Below are 17,084 nucleotides of genomic sequence, written 5' to 3' on the forward strand. Positions count from 1 at the left end.
GTTAAGCAGCGCTGCCATCGGGTTGATTGACGTCGCGGCGGGTGGATACGTCTTCGGACAGGCGGGCGACGAAGTCGTCGAACGCGATGGCGCCGAGGTCCAGACCGCCCAATCCGCGTACGGCGACGGTACCGTTTTGCTTCTCCTTGTCGCCGACGACGAGGATGTACGGCACCTTCTGCAGGCTGTGCTCCCGAATTTTACGAGTGATTTTTTCACCGCGCAAATCGGACTCTACTCTAAAGCCTTGTTTTTTCAGGCTTTGCGTGATTTCAGCCGCATAATCGGCCGAAGGTTCGGAAATGCAGCACACCACGGCCTGCACCGGCGCCAGCCAGGGCGGCATCGCGCCGGCATGGTTTTCGATCAGCATGCCGATGAAACGCTCGAGCGAACCCAGGATGGCGCGGTGCAGCATCACGGGCGGACGGCGCTGGTCGTTCTGGTCCACGTACTCGGCGCCCAGGCGCACGGGCATGGAGAAGTCGACCTGGATCGTGCCGCACTGCCAGTGGCGGCCGATGGCGTCCTTCAGCGTGTATTCGACCTTCGGGCCATAGAACGCGCCCTCTCCCGGGGAGATCTCGAATTCGCAGCCGGTGCGGCGCAGGCTTTCCATCAGGGCCTGTTCGGCCGTGTCCCAGACCTCGTCCGAGCCGATGCGCTTTTCCGGACGCGTGGCGACCTTGTACAGCACTTCGGTGAAGCCGAAGTCGCGGTAGACCTTCTGCAGCAGGGCCGTGAAATCGGCGCATTCGTCCTGCAGCTGTTCTTCGGTACAGAAGATGTGGCCATCGTCCTGCGTGAAACCGCGCACGCGCATCATGCCGTGCAGCGAGCCGGACGGTTCGTTGCGGTGGCACTGGCCGAATTCACCGTAGCGCAACGGCAGTTCGCGATACGAGTGCAGGCCGGCGTTGAAGATCTGCACGTGGCCCGGGCAGTTCATGGGCTTGAGGCCATAGACGCGGTTCTCGGACTCCGTCGTGAACATGTTTTCACGGTAGTTGTCCCAGTGGCCCGTCTTCTTCCAGAGCGAGATGTCGAGGATCTGCGGCGCCTTCACTTCCTGGTAGCCGTTGTCGCGATAGACGGAGCGCATGTACTGCTCCACCTGCTGCCACAGGGCCCAGCCCTTGGGATGCCAGAAAATCAGACCCGGCGCTTCGTCCTGGAAGTGGAACAGGTCGAGTTCGCGGCCGATCTTGCGGTGGTCGCGGCGCTCGGCCTCTTCCAGCATGTGCAGGTAGGCTTCCTGTTCTTCCTTGGTGGCCCAGGCCGTGCCATAGATGCGCTGGAGCATCTCGTTCTTGCTGTCGCCGCGCCAATAGGCGCCGGCCACCTTCATCAGCTTGAAGACCTTCAGCTTACCCGTGGACGGCACGTGCGGGCCGCGGCACAGGTCGATGAAATCGCCTTCGCGGTACAGGCTGAGCGGCTCGTTCGAAGGGATCGAGGCGATGATCTCGGCCTTGTACTTCTCGCCAATGCCCTTGAAGAACTCGACGGCATCGTCGCGCGACCAGACTTCGCGCGTCACCACTTCGTCTTTCTTGGCCAGTTCGGCCATCTTCTTCTCGATGGCCGTCAGGTCTTCGGGCGTGAACGGGCGCTTGTATGAGAAGTCGTAGTAGAAGCCGTTGTCGATCACGGGGCCGATGGTGACCTGCGCGTCCGGGAACAGCTCCTTGACGGCGTAGGCCAGCAAGTGGGCCGTGGAATGGCGGATCATGTCCAGGCCGTCGGCGTCCTTGGCGGTCACGATGGCCAGGCGGGCGTCGCCCTCGATGCGGTAGCTGGTGTCGACCAGCGTGGAGTCGGCGCCTTCAAAGGTCACGCGGCCGCCCAAGGCGGCTTTGGCCAATCCCGCGCCGATCGATTGCGCCACTTCGGCGACCGTGACCGGCCCCGGGTATTGGCGCTGCGAACCATCGGGCAATGTGATCTGTACCATCGGGAGTGCTTCCTGGGGTTCTTGGGAAAAATACGAAATTCAGAAACGACAAACGCGGCTGGTAGCCGCGTTCATTTGGTTGTCTTGCTGAGTCTTACCGCTGACCTGACACGGTGAAACCCGACGCACGAAAAACTAACGCGACATAGGGCGAAAGTTCCGGGTCGTAGTTCGTGCCAGCGGGAAAGACATGGTGCCTGGGCCTTCAGGGGGTAAGTGCCGCGCCGCCAACCCATGGCTGGCAGTGCTTATCGTTGCCGATTGTAGCACCCTTTGCGCCCATTTCGTGACATTTACGCGACAGGGACGGCGCTTGGCCCCGGCGTTCATGCCAGGTTGCGGCTGTCGGCGATCGCGGCCAGTGCGTGGGTCACGCCCTCCTCCCAATGCGGCGCGCGGATGCCGAAGGTGCGCGCCAGCAGCCGGCAATCGAGCCGCGAATTGGCGGGGCGGCGCGCCGTGGTGGGATATTGGTCGGACGGCACCGCTCGGATGTCACCCGGCGTCAGCGTCACCGCCAGGCCGGCGCGGCGCGCCTGCTGCGCGATGAAACAAGCGTACTCGTGCCAACTGGCATCGCCGGTGGCCGCCAGGTGGTACAGGCCGAAGGGGAAGTCCGAGTCGGCCGGCAGCGCCAGGTAGCGCGCCAGCACCAGCGCGGTGGCATCGGCAATATAGGCGGCGCCGGTCGGCGCGCCGCGCTGGTCACTCACCACCCGCAACGCCTCCGGCTGGCGCAACGCCATCAGCATGGTCTTCAGGAAACTGTTGCCGAACACCCCGTAGACCCAGGAGGTACGGAACACCAGATGCGCCGGGTTCAGGGCGCGCACCGCCTGCTCGCCGGCCAGCTTGCTGCGGCCATAGGCGTTCAGCGGCGCCGGCGCATCCTGCTCGTCGTAGGCGCCGGCCTTGGCGCCGTCGAACACGTAGTCGGACGAGTAGTGGACGATGAGCGCGCCGCGGTCGGCCGCCAGCGCCGCCAGTTCGCCCGCGGCTTCCGCATTGACGCGCATGGCGCGCACCGTGTCCTCTTCGGCGCGCTCGACGGCGGTATAGGCTGCCGCGTTCACGATGATGTCCGGCTTTTCACGCCGCACCAGCCGCGCGATCTGCAGCGGATAAGTCAGGTCGCACTCGCCGCGTCCGACCGCGACCACGGCGCCCAGCGGCGCAAGGCTGCGCCGCAACTCGAAGCCCAATTGGCCATCCCTGCCTATCACCAGAATCTTCTTGGACATGCGCCGTCCGCCGCCTTGCCTGTCTCGTGCCTCGGGCCGGCGACATGCCGTCCCGGGACATGCTGTTGATTTTATCCCTGCCATGCAACGTGCGACGTGGCCGGGACTAACGTCGCATCACGGTATCACAAATGTAGTTTTGTCTTATTCGTGTTTAGTTTTCGCCAGGGCTGAGCCGTAAGACCATAAGCTTCACACTCGAATTTCGGACTGGTTACGCGAGTGTGCAGTCCCAGCTGCCTTCGGGCGCACACCCTCTTTACCGACGTTTTCCCGTCCATTCTGTGGAGTCCTGATGAATACTGCCTCAGCGCCGGATGCCGCTTCTACCGAACCGCGCTCCCACGATGCAGGTGACCGCCCCAATTCCCGCAAGCACCTGCTGCTGTCGCGGCCGCCACCCGTCATCCGCGTGGCGATCCTCGACGACCATCCCGTCGTCGCGCTCGGCCTGGGTGCCTACCTCGACGCCCGCCCGGGTTTCCGCGTCATCCACCAGGAAACCTCGGCCAGCCGGCTGCTCGACAAACTCGCCAGCATGCCTTGCGACGTAGCCCTGATCGACTTCTACCTGCCCCAGGAACCCTGGGACGGCGTCAACTACCTGCGCCGCTTGCGGCGCTACCACCCGAACCTGGCCATCATCACCTTTTCGGCTGGCAACCGCCAGGAAACCCAGTACGCGGCCTACCGCGCCGGCGCCAACGGCTACCTGGCCAAGCAATGGGGCATGCTGCTGCTGCCCGAGATGATCCACGGCGTCCTCAGCAAGAAGGATCCCTTCCTGTCGGTGCAGGACGGCAGGATCCGCCCGCTGTCGCCGCGCCCGCCCCATGCGTTGCTGACCACCTCCGAAGTCGAGGTCCTGCGCCACATCAGCCAGGGACTGTCGGTCACCCAGATCGCCACGCGCCTGAAACGCAGCAAAAAGACCGTCAGCACCCACAAGCGTCGCGCCATGCGCAAGCTGCAGTTGTCCGACGACCTGGCGCTTGCCCTGTTCCTGCGCGAGAAATTCGCCGAGTAGCCCACACGCGCGTACCGGCTGCCCGCGGGGCGGCCGGCGCCCGTCAGATGATGCGCGAGTAGCTGGCGCCGGTGCTGACCGTGCGCAAATAGCCATCGAACGTCATGGCAACGGCCCTGACGAAATACCAACCCAAGCCGGTGACCCGCAGCTCGCCCGCGCGCAGGTTGACCAGGCCCAGCTCGGCCAGGTTGGCCGCCTGCGACAACTCCGGCCCGAAATAATCACCAAACCGCAAGCCATGGCGCGCCTCGACGCGGGCGAAGTCCACCTTGCCCTGGCACATGATGTCCATGATGACGTCACGCCGCGCCAGATCGTCGGCGCTGAGCGCCAGTCCGCGCTCGACCGCGAAACGGCCGGACTCGATGGCGGCGTAGTAGGCGTCCAGGTCCTTGGCGTTCTGGCTGTAGGTATCGCCGATGCGACCGATGGCCGACACCCCCAGCGCGACCAGGTCGCGGTCGGGCTGGGTGCTGTAGCCCTGGAAATTGCGATGCAGTTCCCCGCGCTGCTTGGCGATGGCCAGGGCGTCGGTGTTCAGCGCGAAATGATCCATGCCAATGTAGGTGTAGCCCTGCTTCAGAAAGCCTTCGATGGCGGCGCTGAGCAGGCCGACCCGGGTGGCGCGGTCCGGCAGGTCCGCCACATTGATGCGACGTTGCGGCTTGAAGCGTTCCGGCAGGTGGGCGTAGGCATAGAGCGCGATGCGGTCGGGCCGCAGTGCGCTGACCTGGGCGATGGTGCGCGCGAACGATTCCGTGGTCTGCAGAGGCAGGCCGTAGATCAGGTCGACGTTGACCGAGGCGTAGCCGAGCGCCCGGGCGCTTTGCATCAGGTCGCGGACCTCTTCGAAGGACTGTACGCGATGGACCGCCACCTGTACCCGCGCGTCGAAATCCTGCACACCGAAACTGAGACGATTGAAGCCCAGCTTGCGCAGCTTTTCGAGGCGCTGCGGCGTGGCGGTACGCGGATCCACCTCGATGGAAATCTCGGCGTCGGGTTCGAAACGGAAGGCGTCGCGCAGATCCGCCATGAGGCGGTCGAGTTCCTCGTCGGACAGGAAGGTCGGGGTGCCGCCCCCGAAATGCAGTTGCGATACCGGCACGCCCTGCCCCAGTTCGGCCACGTGCAGCGCGATTTCGCGCGCCAGCGCATCGAGGTAGCGGGCGGCGCGGTCGTGATGGCGGGTCACGACCTTGTTACAGGCGCAGTAATAGCAGACCGAATCGCAGAACGGGATATGTACGTAGAGCGACAGAGGCTCCGTGGTACAGGAAGCGCGCCGCTGGCGCAGGGCCTGCCGATATTGCTCGGCGTCGAAATCGCCGCTATAGCGGTCGGCCGTGGGATAGGAGGTGTAGCGGGGCCCGTTCTTGTCCAGGCGCGCCAGCAACTGCGGCGGAAAGAAAGGTTCGGCGGCGGCCGGGGGTTCGGCGGAGGCTGGGCGTAGGGCGGCTTGCATACCTCGAATTATTCGCCCGCGCCGCCCTGCCCGCCTTGATCTTGCGCAAACGCGGCATCCCGCAGCACCGAAGGCGCAACCCGCGAGAACCTCGCGCGCGGCACGAGGCGCTTGCGTCTAGCCTGGCTCCTCCCGCCACCGCGCAGCAAAGCCGGCCTGGGCGAATGCGGCGGCGGGCGATACGGGGATGGGCGCCCCCGCGGCGGGCGGCCCTGCCGCCCGACGTCGCGCTCCAGCCAGGAGCGGGGGACGTCGGCGCCCGTAAAATGGCGGGATTCCTCCATTACAAGGACATTCCCCGTGGACACCGAACTCGACGGCCGCCTGCTCGCGCTGCGCCAGGCGCTGGCGATCGCCATCGCCCTTTCCACCCGCGGCAGCCTGCAGGCCACCGACATGGCGCTGGAATTGCTGGGCGACCTGAAGGCCAATCTGGACGATGCCCCCGCGGACAGCCCCTTCGATAAACCCGAATGGGTGAGCGGCGCGCACGACGAACTGGACGGCATCGCTCGCCTGGTGCGCGCCTTTACCCAGACGCCGGAACCGGATAGCGGGGCCTGAGGGCTGGCCAGGCCCACGCCCAACGCGCGGCATCACTCCGCGGCGACACCGGCGCGCGTCGCGGCAGGGCGCGACACGCGCCAATACAGCAAAGGGAAATCCGGCCCGACGGCCTGAAAGCCGTGCGGCGGGGTTTTGGCCCTGCGCAATTCCAGGGCACCGCGCTCGGCCACCAGGCCGGCGCCGACCCAAGGGCTGAAGCGGGCCTGGCCGTCGATCAGCACCACGGGTCTTTCCGGCAGCCATAACGCCAGCGCGCCTGACTCTTCCCACGGGCCTGACACGACCCGGACCGGCCCGCCCAGCGCCGCGACGGCGGGCGCATGCAGCACCGAGGCCAGCCCTTTCGCGTCGAAATAGCGCCAATCGGTCGCGCGCCGCCACAGGCCGGCGCCATTCGGCGCGGTGAGTTCCACCCGCAACATCAGCAGCGACTGGATGACGAGAAACACCGCCAGGGCGCGGCGCGGCGCAAACGGCGCGCGCCAGGGCCCGCGCGCCAGCTCCATCGCCGCCGGCACGATGAACAGCAGGAATGGCGTGCCCCAATGCAACTGGATGTGCGAGCCCGAGATCAGCGCCATGGCGCTGACGAACAGCAGCGGCACCAGTCCGAAGGACAACAGCAGCGCGCGCGCCGCATCGTCCCGGACCGGCGCGGCGGCCGGGGAGACGGCAGGCGCCCGCCGCTGGCGGCGGGTGAACAGCCAGAGCGACGCCAGGAAGGCCCAGGCGGGCAAAGCGCGGTTCAGCAGTTGATCGCCCCACCAGCGCGCCACTTCGTAGCCCCGCGCGCCCCACGGCAGGCCAGCGGCCAGCGACGACGACATCGCATAGCGCAGCGGCTCGAAATCGTGGTTGACCAGCCAGACCATGTGCGGCGCGAACACCGCCAGCGCGGTCAGCCCCGCCACCTGCAAACCGAACAGGTGCATGGGATCGCGCCAGGCCTTGCGGCCGCACCAGAACACCAGCACCGCCAGGCCCGCGACGGCGATCTGGTACTTGGCCAGCGCCCCCAGCCCCAGGCAAACGCCCAGCACGATCCACCAGCCGATCTTGCGGCTGGCATAGGCTTTCCAGCAGGCCGCCGCGCACCCTGCCACCAGCGGGATCAGGACGATCTCGTGGTTATAGAAATACAGGCGGCCGTTGTAGAACGTGATGCACAGGCCGGCCAGCGCGGCGGTCGCGGCATAGGCCTCGCCACGCATGCCGCGCAGCATGTTCCACATGAGCGCAAACGCCCCCAAGGTGCAGAGCGCCCCGAGGAGGTAGGTAACCCAGGCGCTCCAGCCCAGCACCTGCACGACGGGCCAGAGCAGCCAGGTCGGCAGCGGCGGATGTTTGTAGTAGCCCCATTCCAGGCTGCGCACCCAGATCAGCTGTTCGATGTTGTCGGTGGGCGGCGCCAGCACGGCCCGATCCGACAACCACAGCCACGCCAGGGCAAACAGCGCCATGCCGATGCCGACTCGCCAGGGCTTCGGCGCCCACGCCATGTTGCCACTCCCTTGCACGCCACTCTCCCAATGTCGGCGTACGCAATGCCCCGCCCTGTCGGCCTCGACGCGAGGCGCAGCGATTATCGGGGTCGGGTGACGTCACAACGGCGCGGGATTTGTTCGCCATTTGTTCGAAAACTGTAAAGCGCGGGCGCGAGAGGGCATACGCCAACTGGCCTGACCACCAGATAGGAAGACGGGAAATCCCTCTGATCGTTTTCCCTCTATCGTGCGTTTTTTACTTTTATTTCAAGGGCAACCTACCTATATTGGTGGCCTGACCACCAGACCAAGATTTCGCAGTGCCACGATGAACACCTTCCAAGCCGTTGCCGTCACCCGCCTCTATCGCATGATTGCCGACCAGATCGCCGGACGCATCCGCGCGGGCGATTTCCCGCGCGGCGGGCGGCTGCCGTCCGAACGGGAGCTGGCCGAGCAACTGCAGGTCAGCCGGGCCTCGATCCGGGAAGCCCTGATCGCCCTGGAAATCGAAGGCTATGTGGAAGTGCGCGTGGGCACCGGCGTATTCGTGACCGCAACCCGCGAGGCGGCCCCCGCCCCGGCGGCCGCCCAGGACGACATCGGCCCCTTCGACCTGCTCGAAGCGCGCATGCTGATCGAACCCGAGTGCGCCGCGCTGGCCGCGCAGCAAGGCACGCCGGCGCAGATCGCCGCGATCCGCGCGGCCCACGACGCCATGTCGCTGACCGAATCGCCGGGCTGGCACGACCGTGAATTTCACAGCGCCATCGCAGCCGCTTGCGGCAACGCGGCGCTGGCGGCCTCCGTGGCCCATCTATGGAACCTGAGCCTGGCGAGCCCGGTGTTCAGCCGCATGCAGGACTACTTCGTCAACACCAAGGTGTGGGCGGTCGCCCACGCCGAGCACCAGCGCATCCTGACCGCCATCCTGGCGCGGGATCCGATCCGCGCGCGCCATGCCATGCATGCGCACCTGATCGGCATTCTCGCCCGCCTGCGGGAAGATTTCGGCGATGACGATGGAAGCATCCGGCCCGATATCTAGGCCCCGCCTCGCCACCGCGCCGGCGGCAACGCCTGCCTCTTGCCACGAACCCCAAGCCCGCGCCCGGCGCGGGGCGCCCATTCCGGGAGTGTTTGCATGACGGTTGTCTCCCCCCTGCCGCGCAATGGCGGCCAGATCCTGATGCAGCAACTGCGCATCCACGGCACACGCCGGATCTTCATGATCCCCGGCGAGAGTTACCTGCCCTGCATCGACGCGCTCAATGAGCACCGCGGCGCCATCGAGCCGGTGGTGTGCCGCCAGGAAAGCGGCGCCGCCTACATGGCCGAGGCCCATGGCAAGCTGACCGGCGAGCCCGGCGTGTGCTTCGTCACCCGTGGCCCGGGCGCCACCAATGCCAGCATCGGCGTGCACACCGCGTTCCAGGATTCGACGCCGATGATCCTGTTCGTCGGCCAGGTCGGCAACGACTTCTACGAACGCGAAGCCTTCCAGGAAATCGACTACCGGCGCATGTTCGGCCAGATGGCCAAATGGGTGGCGCAGATCGATCGCACCGACCGCATTCCGGAATTCGTGGCGCGCGCCTACGCCACCGCCACCAGCGGCCGCCCCGGCCCGGTGGTGCTGGCCCTGCCGGAAGACACGCTGTGGGGCACGGCGACGGTGGCCGACATGCCGCGCTACCCGCGCGTCGCCGCCAGCCCCGGCGAACCCGACCTGGAACGCATGCGCCAGTTGCTCGACCAGGCCGAACGGCCGGTCATGGTGCTGGGCGGCAGCGGTTGGACTCCGGACGCGATCCAGCAGATCGCCGCCTTCGCCGAACGCTTCGAATTGCCGGTGGCGACCGCCTGGCGCCGCCTCGAGTGCTTCGACCAGCGCCATCCCAATGCCGCCGGCCAGATCGGCTGGGGCATGACCGAGGCGTTGCGCGCCCGCATCAGGACGGCCGACCTGATCCTCGCGGTTGGCACGCGCCTGGGCGAAGCCACCACCGAGGGCTATCAACTCGTCGAGAGTCCCTTGCCGCGCCAGGCGCTTATCCATGTCTATCCGGACCCGCAGGAGCTCGGCCGCGTCTACGCGCCGACTCACGCGATCGTCGCCAGCGTCGCCGGCTTCGCGCAGGCGCTGGCCACGCTGCAACCGGCCCACGCCATGCCGCGCGGCGCCGCGGTGCGCGCGGCCCACGCCGAATACCTGGATTCGCTCGAACCGTTGCCGTCACCCGGCCCGCTGGGCCTGGACGCCGTGGCCGCGCTGGTCAACCAACGCCTGGCGCCGGACGCCTGCATCACGGTGGGCGCGGGCAACTACGCGCTGTATCCGCACCGCTATCGCCAGTTCACCGGCCCGGGCACCAGCCTGGCGCCCACTGTCGGTTCGATGGGCTACGGGCTGCCGGCGGCCGTGTCGGCCAAGCTGGAGCACCCGGACAAGACCGTGGTCTGCTACGCCGGCGACGGGTGCTTCCAGATGAACCTGCAGGAACTGGGCGTGGCCCAGCAGTACCGGCTGGGCATCGTGGTGCTGGTGTTCAACAACGGCATGTGGGGCACGATCCGCGCGCATCAGGAGCGCGAATTCCCGGGCCGTCCGATCGCGCTGGATTTCGAGAATCCCGATTTCACCCAGATCGTGCGCGGCTATGGCGGCTACGGCGAGGCGGTCGAACGCACCGAGGACTTCGCCGCGGCATTCGACCGCGCGCTGGCGTACGCCGAGCGCGAACGCCGGCCCGCGCTGCTGGAAATCCGCTACGACGCCGACGGCATCGCCCCCGGCCAGACGCTCACCGCCATCCGCGAGGCCGCGCTGGCGCGCCAGGCCGCCGCCTCCACCCACTAACACCGAACGAGGATCACCATGACTTCATCCCTGTCCGTCAACGGCAACCGGCTCTGGCAATCCCTGATGGATCTGGCCGAGATCGGCGCCACGCCCAAGGGCGGCAACTGCCGTCTGGCCCTGACCGCGCTCGACGGCCAGGGCCGCGACCTGGTCACAGGCTGGATGCGCGATGCCGGCCTGACGATCCGCGTGGACCAGGTGGGCAATATCTTCGCGCGCCGCGCCGGCCGCAACAACGCGCTGCCCCCGGTGATGACCGGCAGCCACATCGACACGCAGCCCACCGGCGGCAAGTTCGACGGCTGCTTCGGCGTGCTGGCCGGGCTGGAAGTGATGCGCACGCTGAACGATGCCGGCGTGCAGACGGAGGCGCCGCTGGAGCTGGCCATCTGGACCAACGAGGAAGGCTCGCGCTTCGTGCCGGTGATGATGGGCTCGGGCGTGTTCGCCGGCAAGTTCTCGCTGGAGACGGCGCTGAGCGCGCGCGACGCCAAGGGCCTGGCGGTGCGTGACGAACTGCGGGCCATCGGCTACGCCGGCACGGAGCCGGTCGGCGGCCGTCCGGTGGATGCCTATTTCGAGGCCCACATTGAACAAGGCCCGATCCTCGAACACGAAGAGAAAGTGATCGGCGCGGTGACCGGCTCGCTCGGCCTGCGCTGGTACGACGTGACCGTGACCGGCATGGAAATGCACGCGGGCCCCACGCCCATGGGCATCCGCCGCGACGCGCTGTTCGCCGCCAGCTATCTGCTGCAGGCCGTGGTCAACATCGCCAACGCGCACCAGCCGCACGGGCGCGGCACGGTGGGAGAGATCCATGCCCACCCCGGCTCGCGCAACGTGATCCCGGGCCAGGTGCGCTTCACCACCGACCTGCGCCATGAGGACGAGGCCACGCTCACGCGCATGGACCAGCTGTGGCGCGACGCCTGCCGCGAGGTCGCCGAGAAGCACGGCGTGCAGGTGGACGTGAAGGACGTGCAGTACTTCCGCCCCACCCCGTTCGATCCCGATCTGGTGGAGAAGGTGCGCCAGGGCGCCGCGCGTCGCGGCCTGCCGGCCATGGACATCGTCACCGGCGCGGGCCACGACGCCGTCTACATGGCGGCGGTGGCGCCCACCGCCATGATCTTCGTGCCGTGTAAGGACGGCATCAGCCACAACGAAATCGAAGACGCGCAGCCCGCGCACCTGGAAGCCGGCTGCAACGTGCTGCTGGACGCCATGGTGGCCCGCGCCAACGCCGCGCGCTGAACCGAGGACCTCGTCATGACCCTGCATACTCTCGACTACTGGCAAGCCCGCGCCGCGGCGCTCACCCTGCGCGGCCAGGCCTACATCGATGGCGCCTACGCCGACGCCGCCGACGGCGCCACCTTCGCGGCCACCAGCCCGATCGACGGCCGCAAGCTGGCCGACGTGGCCGCCTGCGGCAAGGCCGATGTCGACCGCGCCGTGGCGGCCGCCCGCCGCGCCTTCGAAGCCGGCGTCTGGTCCGGCCTGGCGCCGCGCGAGCGCAAGACGCGCCTGGTGCGGCTGGGACAGCTCATCACCGAGCACAGCGAGGAGCTGGCACTGATCGAGACCCTGGACATGGGCAAGCCGATCCGCGACGCGCTGGCCTTCGACCTGCCCGAGACCGCGCATTGCTATGCCTGGTATGGCGAGGCCATCGACAAGCGCTACGACGAGATCGCGCCGACGGGCGGCAACGCACTGGCCACCGTCACGCGCGAGCCACTCGGCGTGGTGGCGGCCGTGGTGCCGTGGAACTATCCGCTGCTGATGGCGGCCTGGAAGGTCGCGCCGGCACTGGCCGCGGGCAACAGCGTGATCCTCAAGCCGGCCGAGCAGTCGTCGTTGAGCGCATTGCGGCTGGCGGCGCTGGCCGAACAGGCCGGCATCCCGGCGGGTGTGTTCAACGTGGTGCCCGGCACGGGCCCGGTCGCGGGCAGCGCGCTGGGCCTGCATCCGGACGTGGACTGCGTGGCATTCACCGGCTCCACCGCCACCGGCAAGCGCTTCATGAGCTATTCGGGCGAATCGAATCTGAAGCGCGTGTGGCTCGAATGCGGCGGCAAGTCGCCCCATATCGTCTTCGAGGACTGCCCCGACCTGGACCGCGCCGCGCTGATCGCCGCGCTGGCGATCTTCTCGAACCAGGGCGAAGTATGTATCGCCGGCTCGCGCCTGTACGTGCACGACGCCATCTACGACACCTTCATGGAGAAGGTGGCCAGGCATGCCGCCGAGATGCGGCCGGGCAATCCGCTGGATCCGGCCACGGCGCTGGGCGCCATGGTTGACGAACGCCAGACGCGCTCGGTCATGGCGCGCATCGCGGCCGGCCAGGCCGAGGGCGCGACGCTGCGCATCGGCGGACGCCAGTTGCACACGGACAGCGGCGGCTTCTACATCGAGCCCACCATCTTCGATTGCGCCGACGCTTCCAGCGCGTTGATCCGCGAGGAGATCTTCGGCCCGGTGCTGGCGGCGCAGCGCTTCCATACGGAAGACGAAGCCATCGCATTGGCCAACGATTCCTCGTACGGCCTGGGCGCCGGCCTGTGGACCGCCAACCTGGGCCGCGCGCATCGCCTGTCGCGCCGCCTGCGCGCCGGCCTGGTGTGGGTCAATTGCTATGCCGACGGCGACATCACGGTCCCGTTCGGCGGCGTCAAGCAATCGGGCTTCGGCCGCGACAAATCGCTGCACGCGCTGGACAAGTACAGCGACCTGAAAACCACCTGGATCGACATCACCCAATAGCGCGGCCGCCGTGCACCTCGTCTATCGCCGCATTGGTGCGCGGCGCCGTCTCTGCACCCATACGCAGCATTGTTGTAGCAGCTCCACCCCGCAGTTCCCCGAGAAACAGGTGGCACGAGGTTTGCTTGTCATAGCCGGCACACGCCGCGTGACGCGCGGCCACCTGATAACCCTCTTCCAGCCCGGAGGCTCGCAGTGAAATCGAAGACTTGGTTCTCCCTCAGCATCGGCGCCCTGATCCTGGCGGCCGCCTTGCCCGCCACGCAGGCGCTGGCCCAGACCAAGGGCGGCACGCTCAACATGATCGTCCAGCCCGAGCCGCCCGTGATCGTCACGGCCATCAACCAGCAGGGTCCCACCCAGTTCGTCGCCGGCAAGATCTATGAAAGCCTGCTGACCTACACCACCGACCTCAAGCCGCAACCGGGCCTGGCCAAGTCGTGGGAGGCCTCCAGCGACGGCCTGACCTACACCTTTCACCTGCAGGACAACGTCAAGTGGCACGACGGCAAGCCGTTCACCGCCGACGACGTGGTCTTCACGCTGTCGGACATGCTGCCCAAGACCCATGCGCGAGCTCGCGTGATCCTGAACAAGTTCGTCGATTCGGTGCAGGCCAGCGACCCGAAGACGGTGGTCATCAAGCTGAAATCGCCATTCCCGGCCTTCATGCTGATGTTCGAACCCGGCTTCGCGCCGATGATGCCCAAGCACATCTACGCCGGCACCGACTACATGACCAACCCGGCCAACCAGAAACCGATCGGCACCGGCCCGTTCGTGTTCAAGGAATGGAAACGCGGCGAATACATCAAGCTGGCGCGCAACCCCGACTACTGGAAGCCCGGCAAACCCTACCTGGATGAGCTGGTGTTCAACGTGATCCCGGACGCGGCCTCGCGCGCGGTGGCGTTCGAGCGCGGCAGCGTCGACGTATTGCGTGGCGGCGACGTCGACAACGTCGACATCAAGCGCCTGCGCGCCCTGCCCAAGGTGGAATACACCACTGCCGGCTGGGAGATGTTCTCGCCCCAGGCCTACCTGATCTTCAACATGCGCAAGCCGCCCTTCGACAACCTGAAGGTGCGCCAGGCGGTGATGGCCGCGATCAACCGCAACATGGTGGTCAACAACATCTTCTTCGGCCTGGGCAAGGTCTCGACCAGCCCGTTCGTGACCACCGAGATGTTCTATGACAAGAACATGCCGCCGATGCCCTTCGACATGAAGAAGGCGCGCGCGCTGATCAAGGAATCGGGCATCAAGCCCGGCGACTACACCATCCGCCAGCTGAGCTTCCCGTACGGCTCGACCTGGGACCGCCTGGGCGAGTACACCAAGCAAGCGCTGGAACAGCTGGGCTTCAAGGTCAACCTGGAATCGACCGACGCCGGCGGCTGGGCCAGCCGCACCGGCAACTGGGACTTCGACCTGACCACCAACTTCACCTACCAGTACGGCGATCCGGCGCTGGGCGTGCAACGTCTGTACATCTCATCAAACATCGTCAAGGGATCGCCGTTCGCCAACGTGCAGGGCTACAGCAATCCCGAGACCGACAAGCAGTGGGAAGCCGCCGCGTCCGAGGTCGACCCGGCCAAGCGCCAGGCGCTCTACACGCAGCTGCAGACCACGCTGGTCAATGAAGTCGCCAACGGCTTCCTGGTGGACATGGAGTTCCCCACGCTGTATCGCGCCAACGTCAAGAACCTGGTCAAGACGGCCATCGGCCTGAACGAGTCGTTCGACGACGTCTACATCGAGAAGTAAGCGCCGCAAGCCGCAAGCGCAGCCAACCCCGGCTCGCTTGCGGCGCCCGGCCGCGCGACGGACGTCCGCGCCCGTCCACGGAGGACCCAGAGCATGAAATTCCTGTCTTTCCTGGTTTCGCGCATCGGCAAGGCCCTGGTGGTCGTGCTGGGCGTGGTCATCATCAATTTCTTCCTGATCCGCCTGGCGCCCGGCGACCCCGCCGCCGTGCTGGCGGGCCAGGCCGGCGCGGGCGATGCCGCCTACGTCGAGCAACTGCGCGTCGCATTCGGGCTGGACAAGCCGGTGCTGACGCAGTTGTTCCTGTATCTGAAGGGCGTGGTCCAGCTCGACCTGGGCTTTTCCTATCGCAACCACGTGCCGGTGCTGGACCTGATCGTCGAACGCCTGCCCGCCACCTTTCTGCTGATGTCGTGCGCCTTCGTCTTCTCGATCGTGCTGGGCGTGCTGCTGGGCGTGGTCGCGGCCAAGGCGCGCTACCGCAACAAGCGCCGCTGGATCGACAGCTCGGTCATGACAGGCGCCCTGCTGCTGTATGCCACGCCGCTGTTCTGGCTGTCGCTGATGGGCATCCTGCTGTTCTCGGTGGTGCTGGGCTGGCTGCCGGCCTTCGGCATGGAAACCGTGGGCGCCGGTCTGACCGGATGGGCGCGCGCCGGCGACATCGCGCAGCACCTGATCCTGCCGACGGTGACGCTGGGCTGCTTCTTCATGGCGGTGTACGTGCGCCTGACGCGCGCCTCGATGCTGGAGGTGATCGGCATGGACTTCGTCAAGACGGCGCGCGCCAAGGGCGTCAGCCCCGGCCGCGTGATCCGCGCCCACGTGCTGCGCAACGCGCTCTTGCCGGTGATCACCTTCGCCGGCATCCAGCTCGGCCAGATGGCCGGCGGCGCGGTGCTGACCGAGACCGTGTTCGCCTGGCCCGGCATCGGCCGGCTGATGTTCGACGCGCTGCTGCAACGCGACTACCAGCTGCTGCTGGGCATTTTCCTGGTGACCTCGATCATGGTGGTGGTGTTCAACCTGTTGACCGACGTGCTGTACCGCCTGATCGATCCGCGCATCAGCGCGGGCGCGCAACAAGGAGCCGCGGCATGAAGCAATTCGCCCGACGCTATATGCGCAACTACGGCGCGGTGGCCGGACTGGCCATCGTGCTGGCCGTGGTCATCGTGGCCCTGGCCGCGCCGCTGCTGTACGAGGATTCGCCCTGGATGATGGTGGCCGATCCGCTGATTCCGCCCTTCACCGACGCCGCCTACCCGTTCGGCACCGACATGCTGGGCCGCGACATCACCGCCGGCCTGGTGTGGGGCGCGCGGGTCTCGCTGATGGTGGGCCTGCTGTCGACCGCCGTGGCGCTGGTGTTCGGCATCGTCGTGGGCGCCATCGCCGGCTACTGCGGCGGCCGGGTCGACGACGCGCTGATGCGCTTTACCGAGTTCTTCCAGACCATCCCGCAACTGGCGATGGCGGTGGTGCTGGTGGCGATCCTCGGACCCTCGATGTATTCCATCATGGGCGCGATCGCGGTGGTGTCCTGGCCGCCGGCGGCGCGGCTGGTGCGGTCCGAGTTCATGACGCTCAAGCAGCGCGAATTCGTGCAGGCCGCCATTGTCATCGGCCAGACCCCGGCGCGCATCGTCGGCACGCAGATCCTGCCGAACGCCATGTCGCCCATCATCGTCTCGGCCTCGTTCATGGTGGCCACCGCCATCCTGACCGAATCGTCGCTGTCCTTCCTGGGACTGGGCGACCGCAACGAGATGAGCTGGGGCTTCATGATCGGCGCGGCCCGCACCATGATCCGCGAAGCCTGGTGGATGAGCGTGTGGCCGGGCGTGGCGATCCTGCTGACCGTGCTGGCCATCAACCTGATCGGCGAAGGCCTGAACGACGCCCTCAACCCGCAACTGCGCAAGCGCGGCGAATAGG

13 protein-coding genes are annotated in these 17,084 nt (G+C 67.0%); 9 read left to right on the forward strand and 4 right to left on the reverse strand.

Annotated features, from left to right (window positions below; genetic code table 11):
• Position 1 precedes the first annotated feature (1 nt).
• The gene (gene thrS / locus AruCF_RS18080) at positions 2–1,954 is read right to left on the reverse strand and encodes a threonine--tRNA ligase (protein WP_049075048.1); all 1,953 of its coding nucleotides are present in this window, start codon (positions 1,952–1,954) and stop codon (positions 2–4) included.
• Positions 1,955–2,280: 326 nt separating this feature from the next.
• Positions 2,281–3,195 (reverse strand): dTDP-4-dehydrorhamnose reductase, encoded by a 915-nt coding sequence (gene rfbD / locus AruCF_RS18085; protein WP_049075049.1) that lies wholly within the window; start codon positions 3,193–3,195, stop codon positions 2,281–2,283.
• Between the two features lie 295 nt (positions 3,196–3,490).
• Between rfbD and AruCF_RS18090 the strand changes: the two genes are divergently transcribed.
• Positions 3,491–4,222: a response regulator transcription factor gene (locus tag AruCF_RS18090; protein ID WP_049075050.1), complete on the forward strand. Its 732-nt coding sequence runs from the start codon at positions 3,491–3,493 to the stop codon at positions 4,220–4,222.
• A 43-nt stretch (positions 4,223–4,265) separates the two neighbouring features.
• Here AruCF_RS18090 and hemN read toward each other — a convergent pair whose 3' ends face one another.
• Positions 4,266–5,690: an oxygen-independent coproporphyrinogen III oxidase gene (gene hemN / locus AruCF_RS18095; RefSeq protein WP_172802424.1), complete on the reverse strand. Its 1,425-nt coding sequence runs from the start codon at positions 5,688–5,690 to the stop codon at positions 4,266–4,268.
• Between the two features lie 300 nt (positions 5,691–5,990).
• Between hemN and AruCF_RS18100 the strand changes: the two genes are divergently transcribed.
• Positions 5,991–6,254, forward strand: a complete 264-nt coding sequence (locus tag AruCF_RS18100; RefSeq protein ID WP_049075051.1) for a hypothetical protein — start codon at positions 5,991–5,993, stop codon at positions 6,252–6,254.
• Between the two features lie 32 nt (positions 6,255–6,286).
• On the opposite strand, the gene AruCF_RS18105 is transcribed toward AruCF_RS18100, so the two are convergent.
• Positions 6,287–7,756: a glycosyltransferase family 39 protein gene (locus tag AruCF_RS18105; protein WP_049075052.1), complete on the reverse strand. Its 1,470-nt coding sequence runs from the start codon at positions 7,754–7,756 to the stop codon at positions 6,287–6,289.
• Positions 7,757–8,069: 313 nt separating this feature from the next.
• Here AruCF_RS18105 and AruCF_RS18110 point away from each other — a divergent pair, with 313 nt between their 5' ends.
• From AruCF_RS18110 to AruCF_RS18140, 7 genes are all read left to right on the forward strand, one after another.
• The gene (locus AruCF_RS18110; RefSeq protein WP_049075053.1) at positions 8,070–8,789 is read left to right on the forward strand and encodes a FadR/GntR family transcriptional regulator; all 720 of its coding nucleotides are present in this window, start codon (positions 8,070–8,072) and stop codon (positions 8,787–8,789) included.
• Positions 8,790–8,885: 96 nt separating this feature from the next.
• Positions 8,886–10,601: a thiamine pyrophosphate-binding protein gene (locus tag AruCF_RS18115; protein ID WP_049075055.1), complete on the forward strand. Its 1,716-nt coding sequence runs from the start codon at positions 8,886–8,888 to the stop codon at positions 10,599–10,601.
• Positions 10,602–10,619: 18 nt separating this feature from the next.
• A complete protein-coding gene (locus AruCF_RS18120; protein WP_302473786.1) occupies positions 10,620–11,861 on the forward strand; it encodes a Zn-dependent hydrolase in 1,242 nt (413 codons plus the stop codon).
• A 15-nt stretch (positions 11,862–11,876) separates the two neighbouring features.
• A complete protein-coding gene (locus tag AruCF_RS18125; RefSeq protein ID WP_049075058.1) occupies positions 11,877–13,376 on the forward strand; it encodes an aldehyde dehydrogenase in 1,500 nt (499 codons plus the stop codon).
• Between the two features lie 195 nt (positions 13,377–13,571).
• Positions 13,572–15,146 carry an ABC transporter substrate-binding protein gene (locus tag AruCF_RS18130; RefSeq protein WP_049075059.1) on the forward strand — a complete coding sequence of 525 codons (1,575 nt, stop codon included), beginning with the start codon at positions 13,572–13,574 and terminating at the stop codon, positions 15,144–15,146.
• A 93-nt stretch (positions 15,147–15,239) separates the two neighbouring features.
• Positions 15,240–16,247 (forward strand): ABC transporter permease, encoded by a 1,008-nt coding sequence (locus tag AruCF_RS18135; RefSeq protein ID WP_049075060.1) that lies wholly within the window; start codon positions 15,240–15,242, stop codon positions 16,245–16,247.
• On the forward strand, positions 16,244–17,083 hold the full coding sequence (locus tag AruCF_RS18140; RefSeq protein WP_006387977.1) for an ABC transporter permease: 840 nt from the start codon (positions 16,244–16,246) through the stop codon (positions 17,081–17,083). Before AruCF_RS18135 ends, AruCF_RS18140 begins: the two co-directional genes overlap by 4 nt.
• Position 17,084 lies beyond the last annotated feature (1 nt).

Origin of the sequence: Achromobacter ruhlandii (genome assembly GCF_002082135.1) — a bacterium.
Classification (GTDB): Bacteria; Pseudomonadota; Gammaproteobacteria; order Burkholderiales; family Burkholderiaceae_B; genus Achromobacter; species Achromobacter ruhlandii.

Bases quoted from the DNA above. Each gene is read 5' to 3' on its own strand.
- AruCF_RS18110 (WP_049075053.1), top strand. From the start codon at position 8,070: ATGAACACCTTCCAAGCCGTTGCCGTCACCCGCCTCTATCGCATGATT.
- rfbD (WP_049075049.1), bottom strand. From the start codon at position 3,195: ATGTCCAAGAAGATTCTGGTGATAGGCAGGGATGGCCAATTGGGCTTC.
- AruCF_RS18135 (WP_049075060.1), top strand. From the start codon at position 15,240: ATGAAATTCCTGTCTTTCCTGGTTTCGCGCATCGGCAAGGCCCTGGTG.
- AruCF_RS18125 (WP_049075058.1), top strand. From the start codon at position 11,877: ATGACCCTGCATACTCTCGACTACTGGCAAGCCCGCGCCGCGGCGCTC.
- AruCF_RS18140 (WP_006387977.1), top strand. From the start codon at position 16,244: ATGAAGCAATTCGCCCGACGCTATATGCGCAACTACGGCGCGGTGGCC.
- thrS (WP_049075048.1), bottom strand. From the start codon at position 1,954: ATGGTACAGATCACATTGCCCGATGGTTCGCAGCGCCAATACCCGGGG.
- AruCF_RS18115 (WP_049075055.1), top strand. From the start codon at position 8,886: ATGACGGTTGTCTCCCCCCTGCCGCGCAATGGCGGCCAGATCCTGATG.
- AruCF_RS18120 (WP_302473786.1), top strand. From the start codon at position 10,620: ATGACTTCATCCCTGTCCGTCAACGGCAACCGGCTCTGGCAATCCCTG.
- hemN (WP_172802424.1), bottom strand. From the start codon at position 5,690: ATGCAAGCCGCCCTACGCCCAGCCTCCGCCGAACCCCCGGCCGCCGCC.
- AruCF_RS18090 (WP_049075050.1), top strand. From the start codon at position 3,491: ATGAATACTGCCTCAGCGCCGGATGCCGCTTCTACCGAACCGCGCTCC.
- AruCF_RS18105 (WP_049075052.1), bottom strand. From the start codon at position 7,756: ATGGCGTGGGCGCCGAAGCCCTGGCGAGTCGGCATCGGCATGGCGCTG.